Raw genomic sequence first — 21,234 nt, 5'->3', positions numbered from 1 at the left:
AGTACAGGTGCAGGTGTGACGGAGGTGCAGGGCGATGGCCGGTTTCCGGAGTCTGGCGAGACAGGTGCGCGACCCGAGGTGCGATCTGGCACTGCGGCGGTACTCGCTGCGCAAGTGCCTTGAGCGATTCGCCCCGTACGGGCACAGGGCGACCTGGGACCACTTGTGCTCCCGGGCAGGGTTCGGTCCGGAGGACCGGTCCCCCGATCCGGCGCGGCTCGTGGCCGCGTTGGACGAGCTGGAAGAGGCGCGTTCGGTCTGGCTGGCCTACGAGGTCGAGTTCGCCGAGCGACGCAAGAGGGAGAAGCACGACGGACTGCGCAGGCCGGGCAGCGTGGACGACTGGCACCGGCTGACCTGGGGCGGTTTCGGAGTCGCCTGGTGCGACAACCCCCGGGTCCACCCGCATGAACCCCTGGCCGAGGTGCTGCGCCGACTGATCGCCGCGCTGGAGCGCGAACCGGGCTCGCAGTGCCCGGTGTGTGGCGGGGAGCGGCTGATCTGGAAGTACGACCTGGCCCATGAACCGTCGTCGGGCCCGGTCTGCACGGAGTGCGGAATCGTGGTCCCGCGTCCGGTTCTCACGCCGGAGGCCCTGGCGACGGCCAGGCGCGGACAGCGGCTGCTCATGTCCGCCTAGTACGACGGGGGTGCGCCGGGGATGCCGCACCCCCCTTGCCGGTCCTCCCTTGCCGGTCCCCCCTTGCCGGCCCTTCCGTCTGCCGGCCTTTCCGGCGCGGGCCGTTGTCAGTGGTGACTGGCACCATCGAGACATGATCCAGGTGTGTCTGAACGGGCCCCGGGGAGCGGGCGACGGCGCGGTGGTGCCGCTCTCGCCCGAAGCGCTGGCCGATTCCGCGGCCGAAGCCGTCGCGGCCGGAGCCACGGACATCCATGTCCACCCCAAGTCCCCCTGCGGACAGGACAGTCTCTCGCCGCGCGTGCTCGCGCCGACACTGGAGGCGATACGGGCCAGGGTGCCGGTGCCGGTCGGCGTGACGACGGGCGCGTGGGCGGAGCCGGATCCCGCGGCGCGACTGGCGCGCGTCCGCGCCTGGACCGTGCTGCCGGACCACGCCTCGGTCAACTGGCACGAACCGGGCGCCGAGGAACTGGCGGCGGCCCTGCTGGAGCGGGGCGTGGGCGTGGAGGCGGGCATCTGGTCCGGCACCGACGGGGCGACGCGTTTCGCCGCCTCGCCGCTGGGGCCGAAGGTGCTGCGCGTGCTGGCGGAGGTGACGGACACCGCCCCGGAGACGGCCGAGGAGAGCGCGCGTGCGCTGCTCGCCGACCTGGGCCCGGCGTTCGGCCGCCCGGTGCTGCTGCACGGCGAGGACGGGGGTGCGTGGCCGGTGCTGCGGCTGGCCGGGTGGCTGGGGCTCGCGACGCGGATCGGGCTGGAGGACACGCTGGTCCTGCCGGACGGTGAACGGGCCGTGTCCAACGCGCAGTTGGTGGCGGAGGGGCTGGTCCAGTACGAGGCGGTCCAGCGACGGTCGTAAACAGGGCACCTGAGCGAAGATCGCGACGATAGCAGGCCCTAAATGGGTCGCTCCATCCCTTTCCCGTACGGACAGTTGGGGGCGATGAAACACACCTGGAACCACACCTGAGGAAGACCGAGGAGCCCCGATGTCGACGCTGCGCGTCACCGCCGAAGTGCTGACCGTCCATGAACACCCCAACGCCGACGCGCTGGAGCTGGCCCAAGTGGGCCTGTACCGGGCCGTCGTCGCCAAGGGCGCGTACCGCACCGGTGAGGCCGCCGTGTACATCCCCGAGCAGGCCGTGCTGCCGGGTGAGTTGATCGAGGAGCTGGGGCTGACCGGGCGGCTGGCGGGCAGCAGGTCCGACCGGGTCAGGGCGGTGCGGCTGCGCGGGGAACTGTCGCAGGGGATCGTCTGCCGGCCGAAGGCGCTGGCCGAAGTGGACCTGACGCGGGCAGCCGCAGAGGGGACGGACTTCGCCGAGCTGCTGGGGATCACCAAGTGGGTGCCGCCCGTCCCGCCGACGATGTCCGGCGAGGTGGAGTCGGCGCCGGATCTGCTGCCGTGGGTCGACATCGAGAACATCCAGCGGTATCCGGAGATCTTCACACCGGGCGAGCCGGTGGTGCTGACCGAGAAGCTGCACGGGTCGGCGTGCCTGCTGACGTATGTCGCCGGTGAGGACCGGGTGTACGTCTCCTCCAAGGGCTTCGGGGCGAAGTCGCTGGCGCTGCGGGAGGAGTCGCGGAACCTGTACTGGCGGGCGGTGCGGGGGCACGGTGTCGCCGAGGCCGCGGCCCGACTGGCCGAGCGGCTGGGGGCGCGGCGGGTCGGGATCTTCGGGGAGGTGTTCGGCGCGGGGGTGCAGGACCTGACGTACGGGGCCGACGGCCGGCGCGAGACGCTGGGGTACGCGGCGTTCGACGTGTCCGCCGAGATCGACGGCCGGGTGCGGTGGCTGGACGCGGCGCAGGCGCTGCAGGGGGAACTGCCTGTGGTGCCACGGCTGTTCGAGGGGCCGTACGACATCGAGCGGGTGCTGGAGGTCGCGAGCGGGCGGGAGACCGTGTCCGGGCGGGAGCTGCATCTGCGGGAGGGCGTGGTGATCCGGCCTGCCGTGGAGCGCTACAGCGCCGTGGTCGGCGGGCGGGCGATCGCGAAGGCGGTGAGCCCGGCGTATCTGACCCGGAAGGGCGGGACCGAGTACGAGTAGCGGCTCACCCGGCCGTCAGCACCGGCGGCCGGGCTCCCGTTTCGTCCGCTCGACCATCAGCCTCGAACCCGTGCCGCGCTCACCGAACGCGTCGTCCGGGTTCGAGAGCACACAACTGCTCAAGGACAGGCATCCGCACCCGATGCAGTCGGTCAGATGGTCCCGCAGCCGGTTGAGCTGGGTGATGCGCTCGTCCAGCTCCGAGCGCCACCGCTCGGAGAGGCGGGCCCAGTCCTCGCGCGTCGGCGTCCGCTCCTCGGGAAGCTCGGCCAGCGCCTCGCGGATCGTGGCGAGGGGGATGCCGACGCGCTGGGCGGCCCGTACGAAGGCCACCCGGCGCAGCATCTCGCGGGAGTAGCGCCGCTGGTTGCCCGTCGTGCGGCGGCTGCTTATCAGGCCCTTGGACTCGTAGAAGTGCAGGGCGGACACGGCGGCGCCGCTACGGGCGGAGAGCTGGCCGACCGTGAGCTCGTGGATCTTCTCGGGGATCTGGGGCACCCCTCCAACCCTACCTACCGCGGCACGGCCGCGGTCCGTTGACACAGGCTTCGCTCCCTAGCACGCTAAGCAGTTGCTTAGAGATGATGGCCCAGAGACAGCTTCTCCGGGATACGCGACATGGGAGGCCGGGACATGGCAGAGCCGAGGATCTTCACCTCCGCCGAGGACCTGAAGTCGGCGGTGGGCGAGCAGTTGGGGTACACCGACTGGCTGGAGGTCGACCAGAAGCGGATCGATCTGTTCGCGGAGGCCACCGGCGACCACCAGTGGATCCATGTCGACCCGGAGAAGGCCGCCGCCGGGCCGTTCGGGACCACCATCGCCCACGGCTATCTCACGCTCTCCCTGCTGCCGCTCTTCGGCCCTCAGCTCATCAAGGTCGAGGGCGTGAAGATGGGCGTCAACTACGGGACGAACAAGGTGCGCTTCCCCGCCCCGGTGCCCGTCGGCTCGCGGCTGCGCGCCACCGCCGCCATCACCGGCGTCGAGGATGTGACGGGCGGCGTCCAGGTCTCCGTCGCCTTCACCGTGGAGCGCGAGGGCGGGGACAAGCCCGTCTGCGTCGCCGAGTCCGTCTCGCGGTACTACCTGTAGCCGCCCGCGGCCGGGAAGCCGGCCGACGCTACTTCGCCCCCACCATCCGCAGCACGAGGTCGGCGTACAGCGCGCCGACCTCGTCGGGTGTCCAGGGGCCGTCGACGTTGAACCAGCGGGCCACGTCGATACAGAGCGAGAGGACGGCGAGGGTGGTCCCCTTCACGTCCAGCACATCGAACTCACCGGCCGCCACGCCGTCCTCGATGACCCCGCGCACCTCGGCGTCGACCTGCCGCCGCAGTTCGAGGATCTCGGCACGGGCGTCCGGTCCGAGCGAGTCCAGCTCGTACTGCACGACCCGCGCGGTGGTGCGCCCCCCGGCGTGCCACCGGACGAAGGAGCTCACGGCGTCCGCGAGCCGCTCGGCGGCCGTGCCCTCGCGCCGGGCCGCCGTCTGCAGGATCTCCAGCGCCTTCGCGTGGCCGATCCGGCTGATGCGGTGGAGCAGCTCTTCCTTGGTCTTGTAGTGGATGTAGAGCGCGGCCGGGCTCATGCCGGCGCGGCCCGCGATGTCACGGGTCGTGGTGGCGTGGTAGCCGCGCTCGGCGAAGGCCTCGACGGCGGCGATCAGCAGCCGCCGGGCCGCCTCGGGCGTGACCTCACCCCACCCCGACGTCTCGCCGCCGGCCGTCTCCTCCGCCGCACTCATCGCTCACTCGCCCCTCTCACTGGCAGAGGAACCACCATACCGCTGAAGCTGAGCGAGCGCTTAGCGCGGGCCCTCGGGGCCTCTCGGAAGGTCAGACCTTTTCGAAGGGGTCGTGCTCCGCGAGCAGCTTCTCCAGCCGCGCCTGGTCCACCCGGCTCACGATCTGCCCGGCCTCCTGGCGGTCACGGATCACCTTGGCGAGGGTGAACGCCGAGGTCACCAGGTACAGGACCGCGATGGCGAGGAAGCCGCGCACCCAGGCGTCGGCGTTGAGCCGGTAGATACCGATACCGGTGGCGGCCATGGCCACCGCGAAGGAGGCCACGGCCTGCCCGTAGAACGCCGCCGTACTCTGCTGCTTGACCGGTGTGTCACTCATGGGGAACAGGGTCGGCCGTTGTGGTCGCGGACACATCCGCTGAAGTACTCAGACGGCTGCTCAGAACGCCGAAACCCCCGTCAGCGCCCGCCCGATGAGCAGCTTCTGGATCTGGCTCGTGCCCTCGTAGAGGGTCATCACCCGGGCGTCGCGCAGCAGCTTGCCCGCCGGGTACTCGTCGATGTAGCCGTAGCCGCCGAAGACCTGGAGGGCGTTGTTGGCGGCGCGCACGGCGGCCTCCGAGGCGAACAGCTTGGCCTTGGAGGACTCGACGGCGAAGGGCCGCCCGCGGTCGATCAGGTCGGCGACCCGCCAGGTCAGCAGCCGGGCCGCGTCCACGTCGACGGCGATGTCGCTGATCAGCTCCTGGACGAGCTGGTGCCCCGCGATCGGCTTGCCGAACTGCTCGCGCTCACCGGCGTGGCGGACGGCGGCGTCCAGCGCGGCCTGGGCTATGCCGACGCACCCCGCGGCGACCGACATCCGCCCCTTGGCCAGGGCCGACATGGCGACCGAGAAGCCCTTGCCCTCCTCCCCCAGCATGGCCGTCGCGGGCACCCGTACGTCCTGAAGGACCAGCTCGGCGGTGGCCTGGCCGCGCAGGCCGAGCTTGCCGTGGACGGTGCGCCGGATCAGGCCGGGGGTGTCGGTGGGGACGAGGAAGGCGGAGACGCCCTTGTGGCCGGGCGCGTCGGTGGAGCGGGCGAAGAGCAGGACGACGTCGGCCCAGGTGCCGTTCGTGATGAACATCTTGGTGCCGTTGATGACGTACTCGTCCCCGTCGCGCACCGCCCGGGTGGTGAGGTTGCCGGCGTCGGAGCCGGTGCCGGGCTCGGTGAGGCCGAAGCAGCCGACCAGCTCACCGGCGGTGAGCCCCGGCAGCCAGCGGCGCCTGTGCTCCTCGCTCCCCCATCCGGCGATGGTCTTGGCGACCAGGCCGAGGGAGACCGACACGATCCCGCGCACCGAGGAGTCGCCCCGCCCCAGCTCCTCCGTGACCAGGCAGTACGCGAGGTGGTCGCCGCCCGAGCCGCCGTACTCCTCGTCGATGGTCAGCCCCAGGAAGCCGACCTCGCCGAGCTTCTTGACGATGGCACGGTCCACCTCCTCGGCGCGATCCCAGGCGACGACGTTGGGGGCGATCTCGCGCTCCACGAAGTCCCGGGCGAGCCGGCGGACGGCGGTCTGCTCCTCACTGAGCTCCAGGTTCACGCAAAGTCACCCCATTGAAAGCCGTACATTTAAATTAGCACTGCTAGTTTCCGCTCGGCAGCCCTACTATGTGCGCCATGGCCCGACCGCGCAAGCCCCTTCTCAGCTACGACCGGATCGTCGAGACGGCTCGCCAACTCGTGGACGCGGAGGGCCTGTCGGCCGTCTCCACGCGCCGGCTCGCCGCCGAGCTGGGGGTGAGCGGGCCGTCCCTGTACAACCACTTCCGCACCAAGGACGAGATCCTGGAGGCGGTCGCCGACTCGGTGAGCGCGCAGGTCGATCTGTCGATGTTCGAGGACGTCCGGGACTGGCGGACCGCGCTGCACGACTGGGCCGTGTCGTACCGGGCGGCCCTGCGCGACCACCCCAACATCGTCCCCGTGCTCGCCCGCGGCCCCGGCCGCCGCCCGGCCGCGCTGCGGCTCGCCGACGCCGTCTACGGCGCGATGGTCGAGGCCGGCTGGCTGGCGGCCCAGGCCACCTCCATCGGCGCCCTGATGCGGTACTTCATCATGGGCTCGGCGCTCGGCTCCTTCGCCGGCGGCTTCGTGGACGACGCGAGCGCGTACGACCCCGCCGACTACCCGCACCTCGGCCAGGCCCACCTCCTCGCCGACCAGCAGGAGAAGATCGACGAGCGGGCCTTCGAGACGGGGCTCACGGCACTGCTGGACGGGCTGGCCCGGCAGTACGAGCAGGTCGGGCGGGCCGGCTAGCCACACTTCGGCGTCCACCGAAGTGTCCGTGCCGCATGCTGGGACGCATGACCACCAGGGATCCACAGGCACCTCGGCTGGCCCGGCTCGCCGGACTGATCGCCGACGAGACCCGGGCCGCCTGTCTGCTGGCGCTGCTCGACGGACGGGCCTGGACCGCCGGCGAGCTGGCGCGGCATGCCGGGGTCGCGGCGTCGACGCTCAGCGAGCATCTGGGCAAGCTCGTCGCGGGCGGACTGCTCACCGAGGAGCGGCAGGGGCGGCACCGGTATGTGCGACTGGCCGACGCGCGCGTCGCACAGCTCGTGGAGGACCTGGTCGCACAGGTGGCACCGGGGACGGCCCAACGGCCCCGGAACCTACGGGAGTCCAGCGCGGGGTCCGCCATGGCACGGGGGCGCACCTGCTACGACCACCTGGCCGGGCGGCTCGGCATCGCGGTCACCGATGCACTGACCGCGCGTGGACTGCTGCGGCAGGACACGGGGTTCGCCCTGACGGATGCGGGGCTCGGCTGGTTCGACAGCGCCGGCATCTCCCTCGACCGGGCGAGTCGCCGCCCCTTGGCCCGGGCCTGCCTCGACTGGACCGAACGGCGACCTCACTTGGCGGGGGTCGCGGGGGCGGCGCTGTGCCGGCATGCGCTGGATGCGGGGTGGTGCGTACGGATCGGGTCGGAACGGGCGGTGAAAGTGAGTCCGTCGGGGCAGCGGGCCCTGCACGAGCTACTGGGCATTGATCAGGCAACGCTGCGCTGAGCGCCCCTTCAGGGGCGCGGGGCTGTATCGATATGCGGCTCCGCCGCGTGGGCGCGACCAGCCCCCACAAGCCCGCAGACGGCCATCCACGCGTCCAAAATCCGCGAGCTTCCGAACCCCATACATCCCTAGCCTCTGGAGCATGATGCACACCCCGTCCACCCGCCGCACCGAGCTACTCGCCGCCACAGCCGCCACCGTCACCGTCATCCTCTGGGCCTCCGCCTTCGTCTCGATCCGCAGCGCGGGTGCGGAGTACTCGCCGGGCGCACTCGCGCTGGGACGCCTGCTCGTCGGCTCCCTGGTGCTCGGCGGCATCTGCCTGGTCCGTCGGCAGGGACTGCCGCCCCGCGCGGCCTGGCCCGGGATCGCGATATCGGGCCTGCTTTGGTTCGGCTTCTACAGCGTCGTGCTGAACTGGGGCGAGCAGCAGGTGGACGCCGGTACCGCGGCGCTCGTCGTGAACATCGGGCCCATCCTGATCGCTCTGCTGGGCGCCCGGCTGCTCGGCGACCCGATGCCGCCGCGGCTGCTTGCGGGGATGGCGGTGTCGTTCGCCGGTGCGGTGACCGTGGGCCTGTCGATGTCGGGCGAGGGCGGGTCCTCGGTGCTCGGGGTGGTGCTGTGCCTGCTCGCCGCCGTGGGATACGCGGGCGGTGTCGTGGCGCAGAAGCCGGCGCTCGGCCATGCGAGCGCGCTCCAGGTGACGACGTACGGGTGTCTGGTCGGCGCGCTGCTGTGCCTGCCCTTCGCCGGGCAGCTGATCGGCGAGGTGGCCGACGCGCCCCTCTCCGCCACCCTCAACATGGTCTACCTGGGCGTCTTCTCGCTGGCGCTCGCCTTCACGACATGGGCGTACGCCCTGGCCCGTACGACCGCCAGCCGGATGGGCGCGACGACGTACGCGGTGCCCGCGCTGGTGGTGCTGATGTCGTGGCTGGCGCTGGGCGAGGTGCCGGGGCTGCTCACGCTGGCGGGCGGGGCGCTGTGTCTGGCCGGGGTCGCCGTGTCGCGGTCCCGGACGGGGTCCGCCCGGGTCGTGGCGGGCTCGCCGCGACCCGAGCAGACCCGGGAGTCAGCGTGAGCGCGCCCGGTCCGCCAGGACCTTGATGGACAGCAGGGCGACCACCGCGAGGGCGATGATGTAGCCCGAGACCGCCATCGAGGTGCCGGAGGCCTCCAGCAGCAGCACCATGATGAACGGCGCGAGGCCGCCGCCGAGCACGGCCGCGATCTGGTAGCCGAGGGAGGCTCCCGTGTAGCGCATCTCCGGCGTGAACAGCTCGGCGAACAGGGCCGCCTGAGGGCCGTACATGATGCTGAGGAAGCAGCTCGCGACGAAGGTGCCGACCGCCAGCCACAGCAGCGAGCCGGTGTCGATCAGCAGGAACAGCGGTACGGCCCACAGGCCGATGCCGGTCGCGCCGAGGGCGTAGATGCGGATGCGGCCGATCTTGTCGGACAGTGCCGCGGCGGCCGGGATCAGCACGAGCTGGGTGAGGCTGATGCACAGCGAGACCGTGAGGACGGCGCTCTTCTTCATGCCGAGTTCGCGGGTCGTGTAGTCGAGGACGCCGGTGATGATGATGTAGAAGGTGGCGGTGTTCACGGCGAAGGAGCCGCCGGCGAGGAGCACCGTGCCGAGGTGGCCCTTGAGGATCGTGCGCAGCGGCGAGGACTGCTCGGCCTTCTCCTTCTCGGCCAGCTTCCGCTCCGCCTCGCGGAATTCGGGGGTCTCCTCGACGCGCGTGTGGATGTACCAGGCGAGCCCGAGGACGAACAGGCCGACGAGGAACGGCACCCGCCAGCCCCAGGCCGCGAACTGGGGGTCGGTCGTGAAGGCTCCGGCCAGCAGGAACACCGTGTTGGCGGTCACCACGCCGATGGGGACGCCGAGTTGGACGAAGCTGCCGTAGACGCCGCGCTTGCCCTCGGGGGCGTACTCGGTGGCCATCAGCATCGCGCCGCCCCACTGGGCGCCGACGGCGACGCCCTGCAGTACCCGGAAGGTGACCAGCAGGATCGGGGCGGCGACGCCGATCGTCTCGTACGTCGGGAGCAGGCCGATGCCGGTGGTGGCCAGGCCCATGAGGGTGAGGGCGAGGACGAGCATCGGCTTGCGGCCCCGCTTGTCGCCGAGTTGACCGGCGACGATGCCGCCGAGGGGGCGGGCGAGGAAGCCGACGGCGAAGGTGGCGAAGGAGGCCAGCACTCCGGCGGTGGGGCTGCCCGCCGGGAAGTACAGGTCGCCGAGCACGAGGGCGGCGGCGATGCCGAAGACGAAGTAGTCGTACCACTCGACGGCCGAGGCGAGGGCTGCCGCGGTGGCTACGCGACGCCGGTTGACCGCGGGGACGGCGGTCGTGGCGACGGGGTGAGCGGAGGGGGCCATGTCCATGCGTGCACACTCCGATGGGTGCGGGTGGGGACGTTGGCGGCGAACGTACTGACCGGACGGTATGTCGTCAACGGTTGTGCGGGAAGATTGCCCGGGGCACCCGAGCACCCCGGGCGACTTCAGAACCTCAGAACACCGCCAGGCCTCAGAACACCTTCAGGCCTCAGAACACCACCAGCGCCCTGCCGCCCTTCCCCGCCAGCATGTTCTCGAACGCCGCCGGAATCCCCTCCAGCGCGATCCGTTCCGTCACCAGTGCGCCCAGGTCCAGGCGGCCCGCCCGGACGTGCTCGGCCAGGACCGGCACATCGCGCGCCGGGTCGGTGTTGCCGTAGACGCAGCCGGCCAGGGTGCGGCCCCAGTGGAAGATCTCCAGGGCGTTGAAGGTGACCTGCTGGTCCTTGCCGCCGATGCCGACGACCGTGGTGCGTCCGCCGCGGCGGGTGGCGTCCCAGGCCGTACGGATCGTCGTCGCGCGGCCCACGCACTCGACGGCCACGTCGACGCCCTGCCTGCCGGTCAGGCCGCGGATCTCGCGGGCGGTGTTCTCGGAGGCGATCACATAGTCGGTGGCCCCGGCCGCCCGTGCCAGCTCCTCCTTCTGCGGGGAGACGTCGACGGCGACGATCTTCGCCGCGCCCGCGATCCGGGCCGACTGCAGGGCGGCCAGGCCCACGCCGCCGACGCCGAACACCGCGACCGTCTCCCCCTCGCGGACCCGCGCCGAGTGGTGCACGGCGCCGTAGCCGGTGAGGACGGCGCAGCCCAGCAGGGCGGCGTCGGTGAGCGGGATGCCGTCCGGGAGCGGCAGCACGCAGGACGCGGGGACGACCGTCTCCTCGGCGAACGCGGCGACGTTCAGGCCGGGGTGCAGGTCGGTGCCCGCCGCGGTGCGGGCGTAGACGTCGGCGGCGCCGTTCAGGGCGTTGGCGCACAGCCAGACCTCGCCGAGCCCGCAGGCGTGGCAACCGCCGCACGACGGGGCCCAGTTGAGGACGACGCCGTCGCCCGGCGCGACCTGCGTGACCCCCTCCCCCACGGCCACCACCGTGCCCGCGCCCTCGTGCCCCAGGACCGCGGGGACGGGGACGCGCATGGTGCCGTTGGACAGGGACAGGTCGGAATGGCAGACGCCAGCGGCGGCGAGGCGGACGCGGACCCGGCCAGGGCCGGGGTCGGGGAGTTCGACGTCCGTGACCTCCAGCGGGGCGCCCACGGCGGTCAGGACAGCAGCGCGAACCACGTGCGGGCTCCTCAGAACTGGAGGGACTTGGTCTGGAGGTACTCGGTCAGGCCGTGCGAGCCCAGCTCGCGGCCCACACCCGACTGCTTGTAGCCGCCGAAGGGGGCCAGCGGGTTGAAGCGGCCGCCGTTGATGTCGACCTGTCCGGTGTCCATACGGCGCGCGAAGGCCACCGCCTCCGCGTCGTCGCCCGCCCAGACCGCGCCCGCGAGGCCGTAGACGGTGCCGTTGGCGATGCGCAGGGCGTCCTCCTCGTCCTCGTACTTCAGGATCGACAGGACCGGGCCGAAGATCTCCTCCTGGGCGATGGTCATCTCGGGGGTGACGTCGGCGAAGACGGTCGGGCTGACGAAGTAGCCCTGCTCGCGGGGCGGTTCGGTGCCGCCCGCGACCAGCCGGGCCCCTTCGGCGACGCCCTTCTCGATGTAGCCGAGCACCCGCGCCTGCTGCTTGGCGCTGACCACCGGTCCGATGCGCTCGCCGTACTTCGCGGCGGCGCCGGCGGCCAGCTCCACGGCCTCGTCGTACTGGTCGCGGTGGACCAGCATCCGCGTCCAGGCGCTACAGGTCTGGCCCGAGTTGGACATCACATTGGCGACGCCGACGTTGACCGCCTTGGCCAGGTCGGCGCTCGGCAGGATGACGTTGGCGGACTTGCCGCCCAGCTCCAGGGCGACCTTCTTGACCGCAGCGCCGGCCACCGCGCCGATCTGCCGGCCGACGGCCGTGGAGCCGGTGAAGGAGACCAGGTCGACGCCCGGGTGCTCGGCGATCGCCTGGCCCGCGACCGGGCCGCGGCCGGTGACCAGGTTGAAGACGCCGGCGGGGAGGCCCGCCTCGTGGACCGCCTCGGCGAAGAGCTGGGCGACCAGCGGGGTGTCCTCGGCGGGCTTCAGTACGACCGTGCAGCCCGCCGCGAGCGCCGGGGCGACCTTGGCCACGATCTGGTGGAGCGGGTAGTTCCAGGGCGTGATCGCGCCGACCACGCCGATGGGCTCGAGGTACACGGTCGAGTTGCCGGCCTTCTCCTCGAAGGAGTACGTCGCCGCCAGTTCGGCGTACGAGCCGCAGACCGCGATCGGCACACCCGCGTGCACCCCCTCGGAGAACTTCGGCGGCGAGCCCAGCTCGGCGGTGACCGTCTCGGCGATCTCGCCCTTGCGGGCCACCAGCACGTCCCGGAGGGCGGCCAGCCGCGCGGCCCGGTCGGCGGGCGGGGTCGCGGCCCAGCCCGGGAGGGCGGCGCGGGCGGCGCGTACGGCGGTGTCGACGTCCGCCGTGGTGCCGGCCGGGACGCGGCCGATGACCTGCTCGTCGGCCGGGTTCACCACCTCGATCACGTCCGGGCCCGCGGCGGGGCGCCAGGCGCCGTCGATGTACATGCCGTCGTGTGCCTTCATCACGCTTCCTCCGGGGCGGGGCCGTCTCGTCGTCCGACACACAAACTAGCGGCGATAGTTTTTGCGCACCAGACGCCCCCCATGAGATCAGACGTCGACCCGCGCCCGGCCGTCCACCCGAACTGCCGGTGGGTGACGGTACAGACTCGGCGTACGGTTCGGCGGCGGCGCCGCACCCGAAGGACAACCCGTCGCGGCACTCCCGGCGAAGCGTCCGTCACTCCTCCAGATCCGGCAGCCGCTCCGGCGCCGGGCAGATGCGTTCCCCGTGCTGGTCGAAGACGAACAGGTGGGCGATGTCGACGAGGAGGGGGATCTGCATACCGTGCCGGAGTTCGAAGTCGGGCGTGGTGCGGACGATGAGGTCGCCGGGGAGGCTGCCCTCGGGCGGCGCCGGGTCGGGGGTGGTGTCGGCCGGGTGCTCCAGCGTCACCACCGGCCCGGCGCGCAGCGCGCCCGCGCGGGTGCGCAGCCGGTCGAGGACGGTGCCGGGGTCACGGCGGCGGCGCCGTACCGGCGGGACGGGGCGCGGCGCCTCCAGGTCGGGCACGACGGCGGGCCGGGAGCCGGTGTTGAAGTGGACGAGGATCTCGTGGCCCTGGAACTCCACGTGCTCGACCAGGCCGGTGATGTGCACCTCGCCGGGGCGGGCGGCGGCGGGCTCGGCGATGCGGACCGCCTCCGAGCGCAGGCCCACGATGACCTCGCGCCCCTGCTGCACCCGCAGCAACTGGTGGTCCAGGCACAGCGGTTCGGGCAGCCGGAGGTACTGCTTGCCGAGGCTGATGGTCATCGCGCCGTCGAGCGGGGCGCGGACGAGGCCGCGCAGCAGGTTGATGCGCGGGGTGCCGATGAAGGCGGCGACGAAGACGTTGCTGGGCAGCGCGTAGACCGTGCGGGGCGCGCCGACCTGCTGGAGGACGCCGCCGCGCAGGACGGCCACCCGGTCGCCGAGGGACATCGCCTCGGCCTGGTCATGGGTGACGTAGACCGTGGTGACGCCCAGCTTGCGGGTGAGGGCGGAGATCTCGGCGCGCAGATGGCCCCGGAGCTTGGCGTCGAGGTTGGACAGCGGCTCGTCCATCAGGAACGCGGTGGGGTGGCGGGCGATGGCCCGGCCCATGGCGACTCGCTGGCGTTCGCCGCCGGAGAGTTGGGCGGGGAAGCGGTCGAGGAGGTCCTCGATGCCCAGCATGCGGGCGGTGGTGTCCACCCGCGGGCGCGGGTCCTCGCCGGGTGCCTCGATGCGCAGCGGGAAGCCGATGTTGTCGCGGCCGGTCATGTTCGGATAGAGGGCGAAGTTCTGGAAGACCATCGCGATGCGCCGGTCGGCTGGCTGCAGGTCGTTGGCGTACTCGCCGTCCAGCAGCAGTTCGCCCTCGTCGATCTCCTCCAGGCCGGCGATCATTCTGAGCACGGTGGACTTGCCGCAGCCGGAGGGCCCGAGGAGGACGAGGAACTCGCCGGGCTCGATGTCCAGCGAGAGCCGGTCCACGACACGGGTTCCTCGGGTGTATGTCTTGCTCACGTCGTGCAGGGAGATGGCGCGTGTCATGACGGATGCCCCCGGAGGGTCATTCAGGCGCCGTGGCCCGTCCGGCATGCCGGGTACGCAGGGTCCGGCACGCGCGTGAGCCGGACGGATCCCGGTGCTCCGCGGTCGAACGCCTCGCGCGGGTCGCACGGGGCGTGTGAGTCACGGAAGTTAACGGAATGTGTGCGGCCTGCGGAAGGGATCGGGCCGAATCGGGCGTCGCTGTCCATGAGGCGGACAAGCGGACGGTCGGATTCAGCGTCGGCCGGCGCCCTTCGGCTCCCGGGTCGCGGTGAGATGGGCGTAGACGACGACGTTGCCGGTGTAGCCGGTCTTGCGGTTGTAGTTGCCACCGCAGGTGATCAGCCGCAGCTCCGGACGGGACCGGGCGCCGTACACCTCGCGGTTGGGGAACTTGTCCTTCTCGTACGTCTTGATGCGGTCGACCGAGTAGACGGCGGTCCAGCCGTCGGCGCGCCGGACCTCGATGCGTTTGCCGCGCTTGAGTTCGCCGAGGCCGCCGAAGACGGCGGGGCCGGTGTCGGTGTCGAGGTGGCCCACGGCGATGGCGGTGCCCTGCTCACCGGGAGAGGGCCCGTCGGCGAACCAGCCGACCAGGTTGGGCTCGTCCTCCGGGGGCGCGGGCAGGCGGCGCTCGCTGTCGAGGCGCAGGTCCATCATCGGGGCGTCGATGCTGACGTAGGGGATGACGAGGCGGGTCGCCCGGGAGCGGGGCAGCGGACTGGGGCCGCCGGGGCGCTTGGCGGCCTTGCCGGTGGGGGCGGGCTTCGGCGAGGGGGAGGGAGAGGGCGGGGCGGGGGTGCTCGCGGGGACGGTGGTCACGGCCGTGCCGTCGGGTGTCGCGGGGGGTTCGGGCGTCGCCTCGGGCGGGTCGGCGGGCGGTGCGCCCGTGCCGGGGCGGGAGTCGGCGCCCGCCCCGCCGGCACCGGAGTCGGTGCCGGCGGCTCGGACCTCGGAGGCCTCCGCGGGGCCCGGAGCGGCCGTACCGGCTCCGGGCGCCGCGTGGTTGCACCGGACGCCGACCGCCACCAGCGAGACGGTCAGTACGGCCGTCCTCGCCAGGCGGTAGGCGCGCCTGCGGTACCAGGGCCTGCGCCTTCTACGCGCCATGCGAGCGACGACGGAGCCGGAACCACAGCACCCCGCCCACCGCGGCCAGACCCACCACGCCCGCGCCGGCGACCGTGGTGAAGGCCTCGCCGCGGGCGATGCCGCCGCCACCCGCCGGCGGGCCGCCCTGCGGGGTGGGCGGGGGCGTCCTCATCGCGTGCCGGCAGTTGACCGTGAAGGTCTTCTGCCGCTCGGGGCCCGTGGCGCCCGGGTACGTCCAGGTGAGCCGGTACTGCCCATCGGGCAGCGTCAGGTCCGCGGAGTGCCCGGCGCCACCCGAGAGAGTGATGGTCCCGCTGAGCCCGGCGCCTCCCGCAACCGGGGGTTCGGTCGCGATGTTCCAGGTGGCGCTCGTGACCGTCTCGAAGTTGGTGGCGTCGAGGTAGAAGCGGCAGACCTCCGGCTCGTCGATCGCATCGCCGTAGGGTGTGCGGGGGACCCCGTCGAACGGCGCCGTGTGGATCTTGATGGTGGCGTTCTCCTGTGCGCCCGCCGTCGGCACCCCCGTGAGCGGAGTCAGCGCGGCGGTGAGCGCCGTGACGGCGGCGATGCGCGCGGCGCGGCGTGGAAGAGGTGTGGTGGGCATGCGAGTCCTCCGAGTCAGACGATTTTCGTACAAATCGCTCTTCGTCTGACTCTCTTTCACATGCGCACGGAGAATCGTGGAAGCGGGGCCTTACGGCCCATCAGATACCACTCTTTCGACGCAAGATCGGCTTGGATCGGCCCCGCCTGTCAGCATCCTCCCCCGCCGTCCGCTTCGGCGCCCGCAGCGCGATGCCCGCCGACAGCAGCAACAGCGCGCCCAGCATCACGAACGGCGCCGCCACCCCCGCGAGTCCCGCGACCAGGCCCGCCGACGCCGGCGCGGCGACCTGGCCGAGCCGGTTGCCGGTCAGCCGCAGGGCGAGGGCGGTGGAGCGGGCGCCGTCGGGGGCCGCCTGGACGACCGTCGTCATGGACAGCGGCTGGCCGACGCCGAGGCAGAACCCGAGCACCGCCAGCATCACGGCGAGCAACCACACCGGCACCGGCAGCGCGATGCCCGCGCACAGCAGGGCGGCCAGCACACAGGTCACCGTCAGCAGCAGGGTGCGGCCGAGCAGCCGCAGCAGCGGCGTCAGGACCAGCCGGCACGCGATGGTGGCCGCGGCGCGCAGGCTGAGCAGGAGGCCGATCACGGCCGGCGCGATGCCCCGGTGCTCGCCGACCACCGGGAGATAGGCGGTGAGGATGTCGGTCGCGGACAGCACCGCGAGGCTGATGAAGATGCCGGCGGGCACGCCCCGGGTGCGCAGTATGCGCTGGACGGGGACGCGGTCACCTCGCTTCTCGCGGGACTTGGCCGTCGTACGGCTCTCTATGCGCCACAGCGACGTCAGCGCGACCGCGCCGCCCGCGCCGGCCACCAGCAGGGCCAGTGCGCTGCTCCCCGCCATGTCCCGGCCGCCGATCAGGCCGCCGGCCGCGATCGGGCCGACCAGTTGGCCGAGGGAGGCGCCGATGGTGAAGTGGCCGAAGTTGCGGTCCTGTTCGTGCGGGGCGGACTGGCGGGCGACCAGCGACTGGGCGCCGATGACGAAGCAGAGGTGGCCGAGGCCCATCACCCCGCTCCAGATCGCCATCGCCCAGAGGGTGTTCGCGAGGCCGCTCAGCGCGCAGCCGCCGGAGATGAGGACGACTCCGACGGGCAGCAGCGGCGCACAGCGGCCGTGGTCGGTGCGGCGGCCCAGCGGGACGGCGACGAACAGCGGGAGCAGGGCGTACACACCCGCGATCACGCCGATCGCCCGCTCGTCCGCACCCAGCGCCAGCGCCCGGTAGGACACGGCGGGCCGGGCCATCGACACCGCCCCCTGCGCGAAGCTGAAGGCGATGACGAGGCGGAGCAGCCAGCCGCGGTTCCCACCGGGCGCCATGTGCGAATCCTCCGTTGAAAAGTCAGATGATTCCGAAGAGCATCCCTGCCCCGAGGATGATGAGGCATGTGAGCGCGGCCCACTTCACCACGAACTTCGTGTGGTCGCCGAACTCCACCTTGGCCATGCCGACCAGGACGTACACGGCCGGGACGAGCGGGCTCGACATGTGCAGCGGCTGGCCCACCAGGGAGGCGCGGGCCATCTCCAGCGGGGAGACGCCGTGCGCCGCGCCCGCCTCGGCGAGGACCGGCAGGACGCCGAAGTAGAAGCCGTCGTTGGACATGAAGTAGGTGAGCGGCAGGCTCAGCAGACCGGTGACCAGGGCCATGTGCGGGCCCATGCCCTCGGGGATGACGTCCACCATCCACCTGGCCATGTGGTCGACCATGCCGGTGCCCTGGAGGACCCCGGTGAAGACGGCGGCGGCGAAGACCATGCCGGAGACGTTCAGGACGTTGTCGGCGTGGGCGGCGAGGCGGGCCTTCTGATCCGGGATGTGGGGGAAGTTCACGGTGAGCGCGAGCGCGGCGCCGAGCAGGAACAGCACCGGGATCGGCAGCCACTCCATGATCATGGCGGTGAGCAGTGCGACCGTGAGCAGCGCGTTGAACCAGTAGAGCTTGGGGCGCAGGGTGGGCCGGTTCGGGTCGAGGGCCTGGAAGCGCTCGTCCTCCTCCTCGTCCTCGGCGTCGGTACCGGATCCGGCGCCGCCGGTGGCCTTGCGCTCACCGGAGTCGCCGTCACCGGATGCGGCGCCCACCAGGACCGTCTCGGTCTCCTTCTCCTCCACCAGGACCTCGTCCAGCGTGAGCACACCCAGGCGCCTGCGCTCGCGCAGGCCGAGGAAGTACGAGAGGACGAAGACGCCCAGCAGGCCGACGAGCAGGGCCGGGATCATCGGCACGAAGATGTCGCTGGCGTCGAGCTTGAGCGCGGTGGCGGCACGGGCGGTCGGGCCGCCCCACGGCAGGGTGTTCATCACGCCGTTGGCCATGGCGGCGACGCCGGTCATCACGACCAGGCTCATCTTCAGGCGCTTGTACAGCGGGTACATCGCCGAGACGGTGATCATGAAGGTGGTGGAGCCGTCGCCGTCGAGGGAGACGATCGCGGCGAGGATCGCCGTGCCGACGACGATCCGCATCGGGTCGGCCTTGCAGAACTTCAGGATGCCCCGGACGATCGGGTCGAAGAGGCCGACATCGATCATCACACCGAAGTAGACGATCGCGAACATGAGCATCGCCGCGGTGGGCGCGAGGCTCGTCACGCCGTCGATGACGTAGTCACCGAGCTTGGCGCCCTTCCCGACGAAGACGCAGAACAGTGCCGGGATCAGCACGAGCGCCGCGATCGGCGACATCTTCTTCATCATGATCAGGACCAGGAAGGTCGCGATCATGGCGAAGCCAAGGATGGTCAGCATGAGTGGATACCTAACGTTCGCCCTTGAACGACCCACCAGGGCCGGCGGTGGGATGACGTTAGGTCCGCTCAGACAGCGTTAACAAGACGTTGACATGCGAGCAATAAGCGCAAAACTGCTGGTCACAGCTTTGCACTGCTCACAGCGTCGATCCGGTGGCCATGGAGGTCCGGGGGCTATCCCCCGGGAAAAAGCAGTACCGGTACGCCGTTGAGGACCGCGTTGCCCGACAGCGGGTCGAGCAGGCTGCCGTCGAGGAGCTGGTTGACGTTGACGCCGGGCTCTTTCAGCGCATGGTTCAGCCGGGTGCCGGGCCGGTCGTGCCCCCAGCCGTGCGGCAGGCTGACGACGCCCGGACGCACACCGTCGGTGACCTCCGCGGGGGCGGTGACCTCTCCGCCCGCGCCCTTGACCCGTACGGGCGCCCCGTCGCCGATGCCGAGCCGCTCGGCGTCCTCCGGGTGGATGTGCAGGGTACAGCGGTTGGTGCCGCCGGTGAGGGCGGGCACGTTGTGCATCCAGCTGTTGTTGGAGCGCAGATGGCGGCGGCCGACGAGGACCAGACCGTCGGGGCGGTGCTCCAGGGCCTCCCGCAGCCGGGGCAGATCGTCGGCGATGGGCCGCGGCAGCAGCTCGACCTTGCCGCTGACGGTCTTCAGCGGCTGGGGCAGCCGGGACCTGAGCGGCCCGAGGTCGATGCCGTGCGGATGCGCCAGCAGCTTCTCGAGGGTCAGCCCGTCCGGTCGTACGCCGAAGCCGTCGCCGTAGGGGCCCAGGCGCAGCATCATGTCGAGCCGGCGCTCGGGGCCGCTGTCGCCGGTGAGCCGTGCCGCGAGTTCCTGGGGGTCACGGCCGTGGACGGGCGAGTGGGGCTCCTTGACGGCCTTGCCGAGTGTCTGGCCGATGACCAGGTCGTCGACCGCCGACGGGTCGGCGCCGTGCATGCCGGTGGCGGCCAGGATCAGCCGGGCCAGGATCTCGGACTCGGCCATGCGGCCCGGCTCCAGCGGGACGGCGGGGCGGGTGTAGCGGACCTGGTTGCGCACGGCGAGGGTGTTGAAGGCGAAGTCGTGGTGCGGGCTCTGCGAGGGCGGGGGCGGCGGCAGCACGACGTGGGCGTGGCGCGAGGTCTCGTTGAGGTACGGGTCGACGCTGACCATGAAGTCGAGGGAGCCGAGGGCCTTGTCGAGCCGGTCGCCGTCGGGCGCCGACAGCACGGGGTTGGCGGCGACCGCGATGAGCGCCCGGATCGGCTCGCCCTGCTCGGTGGCGGTGTCGATCTCCTCAGCGAGCGCGGAGAGCGGCAACTCGCCCTTGGCCTCGGGGTGTTCGCTCACCCGCGAGCGCCAGCGCCCGAGCGCGAAGCCGTGGCCGGGCCCGGCGGGGCGGGGCGTCTTGTCGGTGGCGGCCTGCGGGAAGAGGGCGCCGCCGGGGCGGTCGAGGTTGCCGGTGAGGATATTGAGGACGTCGACGAGCCAGCTCGCGAGCGTGCCGTGCGGGACGGTGCAGCTCCCGATGCGGCCGTAGACGGCGGCGGTGGGGGCGGCGGCGAGTTCGCGGGCGAGGGCGCGGATGGTGCCGGCGGCCACGTCGCAGGCGTCGGCTACGGCTTCGGGGGTGAAGTCCCGTACGGCGTCGGGCAGTTCGTCGAGCCCCTGCAGATGCGGGGTCAGCTCACCCGGATCCACGAGTCCCTCCTCGAAGAGGACGTACGCCATCGCCGCGAGGAGCAGGGCGTCCGTGCCGGGACGGATCGCGAGGTGGCGGTCGGCGAGCTTGGCGGTGCGGGTGCGGCGCGGGTCGATGACGGTGAGGGTGCCGCCGCGGGCCTTGAGCGCCTTGAGCTTGCCCGGGAAGTCGGGGGCGGTGCACAGGCTGCCGTTGGACTCCAGGGGGTTGGCACCGATCAGGAGGAGGTGGTCGGTGTTATCGAGGTCCGGCACGGGGATCGCGAGGGCGTCGCCGTAGAGCAGTCCGCTGGAGACGTGCTTGGGCATCTGGTCGACCGTGGAGGCGGTGAAGATGCTGCGGGTGCGCAGGCCGGCGATCAGGACCGGCGGGTACAGCGCGCCGGCCACGGTGTGCACATTGGGGTTGCCGAGCACGATGCCCACCGAGTTCGGCCCGTACCGCTCGACGACGGGGCGGATACCGGCGGCGATCGCGTCGAAGGCGTCCTCCCAGGTGGCCTCGCGCAGCTCGCCGTCCTTGCGCACGAGGGGGCTGCGCAGCCGGTCGGGGTCGCCGTCGACGGCACCGAAGGAGGCGCCCTTGGGGCAGATGAACCCCTGGCTGAACACGTCGTCGCGGTCCCCTCGGGCACCGGTGACCTTGGTCCCCTCGATGGTGAGCGTCAGGCCGCAGGTGGCCTCGCACAGGGGGCAGATGCGCAGTGCGGTGCGGGACACGGGTTCCTCCCGAGGTGGCGGCGGTGGTGACGCGCTGACTCGAGGCTGAGCATACCGACCGGTATGCACAACGGGGAGCCCCTTCCGGGGGTGAGGTCGGAAATTCGCGCGCCGTCGGCCGTGCGGCAACCGGGGCGCCGGCTTTGTGACCGCGTACGGCCGCGCCGCCCGCAGCCACCGTGACGCCCCGGCTCCGCTCACACGGACTGTCAGGCCCGCGCGCAACCGCCGTCACATGCCTGGCCTGCCCGCACCGA

20 protein-coding genes are annotated in these 21,234 nt (G+C 71.9%); 7 read left to right on the top strand and 13 right to left on the bottom strand.

Going from position 1 to position 21,234, the window contains the following annotated elements; genetic code table 11:
- Positions 1–34: 34 nt before the first annotated feature.
- The 3 genes from ACP4J3_RS13520 to ACP4J3_RS13510 all read left to right on the top strand — a co-directional run bounded on the left by ACP4J3_RS13520 (position 35) and on the right by ACP4J3_RS13510 (position 2,700).
- Positions 35–640: a hypothetical protein gene (locus ACP4J3_RS13520; RefSeq protein WP_426533841.1), complete on the top strand. Its 606-nt coding sequence runs from the start codon at positions 35–37 to the stop codon at positions 638–640.
- 133 nt (positions 641–773) lie between these two features.
- Positions 774–1,502 (top strand): 3-keto-5-aminohexanoate cleavage protein, encoded by a 729-nt coding sequence (locus ACP4J3_RS13515; protein ID WP_426533839.1) that lies wholly within the window; start codon positions 774–776, stop codon positions 1,500–1,502.
- 130 nt (positions 1,503–1,632) lie between these two features.
- On the top strand, positions 1,633–2,700 hold the full coding sequence (locus tag ACP4J3_RS13510) for an RNA ligase (ATP) (RefSeq protein WP_426533837.1): 1,068 nt from the start codon (positions 1,633–1,635) through the stop codon (positions 2,698–2,700).
- Positions 2,701–2,715: 15 nt separating this feature from the next.
- On the opposite strand, the gene soxR is transcribed toward ACP4J3_RS13510, so the two are convergent.
- On the bottom strand, positions 2,716–3,198 hold the full coding sequence (gene soxR / locus ACP4J3_RS13505; RefSeq protein ID WP_426533835.1) for a redox-sensitive transcriptional activator SoxR: 483 nt from the start codon (positions 3,196–3,198) through the stop codon (positions 2,716–2,718).
- Positions 3,199–3,333: 135 nt separating this feature from the next.
- On the opposite strand from soxR, the gene ACP4J3_RS13500 reads away from it, so the two are divergent.
- Positions 3,334–3,795: a MaoC family dehydratase gene (locus tag ACP4J3_RS13500; RefSeq protein WP_426533833.1), complete on the top strand. Its 462-nt coding sequence runs from the start codon at positions 3,334–3,336 to the stop codon at positions 3,793–3,795.
- A 28-nt stretch (positions 3,796–3,823) separates the two neighbouring features.
- Here ACP4J3_RS13500 and ACP4J3_RS13495 read toward each other — a convergent pair whose 3' ends face one another.
- The 3 genes from ACP4J3_RS13495 to ACP4J3_RS13485 form a co-directional block, all read right to left on the bottom strand.
- Positions 3,824–4,447: a TetR/AcrR family transcriptional regulator gene (locus tag ACP4J3_RS13495; protein WP_426533831.1), complete on the bottom strand. Its 624-nt coding sequence runs from the start codon at positions 4,445–4,447 to the stop codon at positions 3,824–3,826.
- Between the two features lie 91 nt (positions 4,448–4,538).
- The gene (locus ACP4J3_RS13490; protein ID WP_426533829.1) at positions 4,539–4,826 is read right to left on the bottom strand and encodes a YiaA/YiaB family inner membrane protein; all 288 of its coding nucleotides are present in this window, start codon (positions 4,824–4,826) and stop codon (positions 4,539–4,541) included.
- Positions 4,827–4,886: 60 nt separating this feature from the next.
- The gene (locus tag ACP4J3_RS13485; RefSeq protein ID WP_426533827.1) at positions 4,887–6,038 is read right to left on the bottom strand and encodes an acyl-CoA dehydrogenase family protein; all 1,152 of its coding nucleotides are present in this window, start codon (positions 6,036–6,038) and stop codon (positions 4,887–4,889) included.
- A 77-nt stretch (positions 6,039–6,115) separates the two neighbouring features.
- Here ACP4J3_RS13485 and ACP4J3_RS13480 point away from each other — a divergent pair, with 77 nt between their 5' ends.
- The 3 genes from ACP4J3_RS13480 (at position 6,116) to ACP4J3_RS13470 (ending at position 8,599) form a co-directional block, all read left to right on the top strand.
- Positions 6,116–6,757, top strand: coding sequence for a TetR/AcrR family transcriptional regulator (locus ACP4J3_RS13480; RefSeq protein WP_426533825.1), 642 nt, complete (start codon positions 6,116–6,118; stop codon positions 6,755–6,757).
- Between the two features lie 47 nt (positions 6,758–6,804).
- The gene (locus tag ACP4J3_RS13475) at positions 6,805–7,515 is read left to right on the top strand and encodes an ArsR/SmtB family transcription factor (RefSeq protein WP_426533823.1); all 711 of its coding nucleotides are present in this window, start codon (positions 6,805–6,807) and stop codon (positions 7,513–7,515) included.
- 142 nt (positions 7,516–7,657) lie between these two features.
- A complete protein-coding gene (locus ACP4J3_RS13470; RefSeq protein ID WP_426533821.1) occupies positions 7,658–8,599 on the top strand; it encodes a DMT family transporter in 942 nt (313 codons plus the stop codon).
- Here ACP4J3_RS13470 and ACP4J3_RS13465 read toward each other — a convergent pair.
- The 9 genes from ACP4J3_RS13465 to ACP4J3_RS13425 all read right to left on the bottom strand — a co-directional run bounded on the left by ACP4J3_RS13465 (position 8,591) and on the right by ACP4J3_RS13425 (position 20,977).
- The gene (locus ACP4J3_RS13465) at positions 8,591–9,913 is read right to left on the bottom strand and encodes an MFS transporter (RefSeq protein WP_426533819.1); all 1,323 of its coding nucleotides are present in this window, start codon (positions 9,911–9,913) and stop codon (positions 8,591–8,593) included. The two genes, ACP4J3_RS13470 and ACP4J3_RS13465, sit on opposite strands and share 9 nt — an antisense overlap.
- Before the next feature lie 163 nt (positions 9,914–10,076).
- Positions 10,077–11,156, bottom strand: coding sequence for a Zn-dependent alcohol dehydrogenase (locus ACP4J3_RS13460; protein WP_426533817.1), 1,080 nt, complete (start codon positions 11,154–11,156; stop codon positions 10,077–10,079).
- A gap of 11 nt (positions 11,157–11,167) precedes the next feature.
- Entirely contained in the window at positions 11,168–12,556 is a 1,389-nt protein-coding gene (locus ACP4J3_RS13455; protein ID WP_426533815.1) for an aldehyde dehydrogenase family protein, read from the bottom strand.
- 217 nt (positions 12,557–12,773) lie between these two features.
- Positions 12,774–14,111: an ABC transporter ATP-binding protein gene (locus tag ACP4J3_RS13450; protein ID WP_426533813.1), complete on the bottom strand. Its 1,338-nt coding sequence runs from the start codon at positions 14,109–14,111 to the stop codon at positions 12,774–12,776.
- A 234-nt stretch (positions 14,112–14,345) separates the two neighbouring features.
- A complete protein-coding gene (locus tag ACP4J3_RS13445; protein WP_426533811.1) occupies positions 14,346–15,221 on the bottom strand; it encodes a class F sortase in 876 nt (291 codons plus the stop codon).
- Positions 15,211–15,807 carry a hypothetical protein gene (locus tag ACP4J3_RS13440; protein WP_426533809.1) on the bottom strand — a complete coding sequence of 199 codons (597 nt, stop codon included), beginning with the start codon at positions 15,805–15,807 and terminating at the stop codon, positions 15,211–15,213. The genes ACP4J3_RS13445 and ACP4J3_RS13440 overlap by 11 nt, the downstream gene beginning before the upstream one ends.
- 100 nt (positions 15,808–15,907) lie before the next feature.
- Complete coding sequence (locus ACP4J3_RS13435; protein ID WP_426533807.1) at positions 15,908–17,140, bottom strand: MFS transporter; 1,233 nt, start codon at positions 17,138–17,140, stop codon at positions 15,908–15,910.
- A gap of 22 nt (positions 17,141–17,162) precedes the next feature.
- Positions 17,163–18,569 (bottom strand): CitMHS family transporter, encoded by a 1,407-nt coding sequence (locus ACP4J3_RS13430; RefSeq protein ID WP_426533805.1) that lies wholly within the window; start codon positions 18,567–18,569, stop codon positions 17,163–17,165.
- 176 nt (positions 18,570–18,745) lie between these two features.
- A complete protein-coding gene (locus ACP4J3_RS13425) occupies positions 18,746–20,977 on the bottom strand; it encodes a molybdopterin oxidoreductase family protein (RefSeq protein WP_426533803.1) in 2,232 nt (743 codons plus the stop codon).
- Positions 20,978–21,234: the final 257 nt, after the last annotated feature.

It is taken from the genome of Streptomyces sp. UG1, assembly GCF_049974585.1.
Taxonomy (GTDB): domain Bacteria; phylum Actinomycetota; class Actinomycetes; order Streptomycetales; family Streptomycetaceae; genus Streptomyces.
This window is presented reverse-complemented; position numbering and strand designations above follow the sequence as displayed.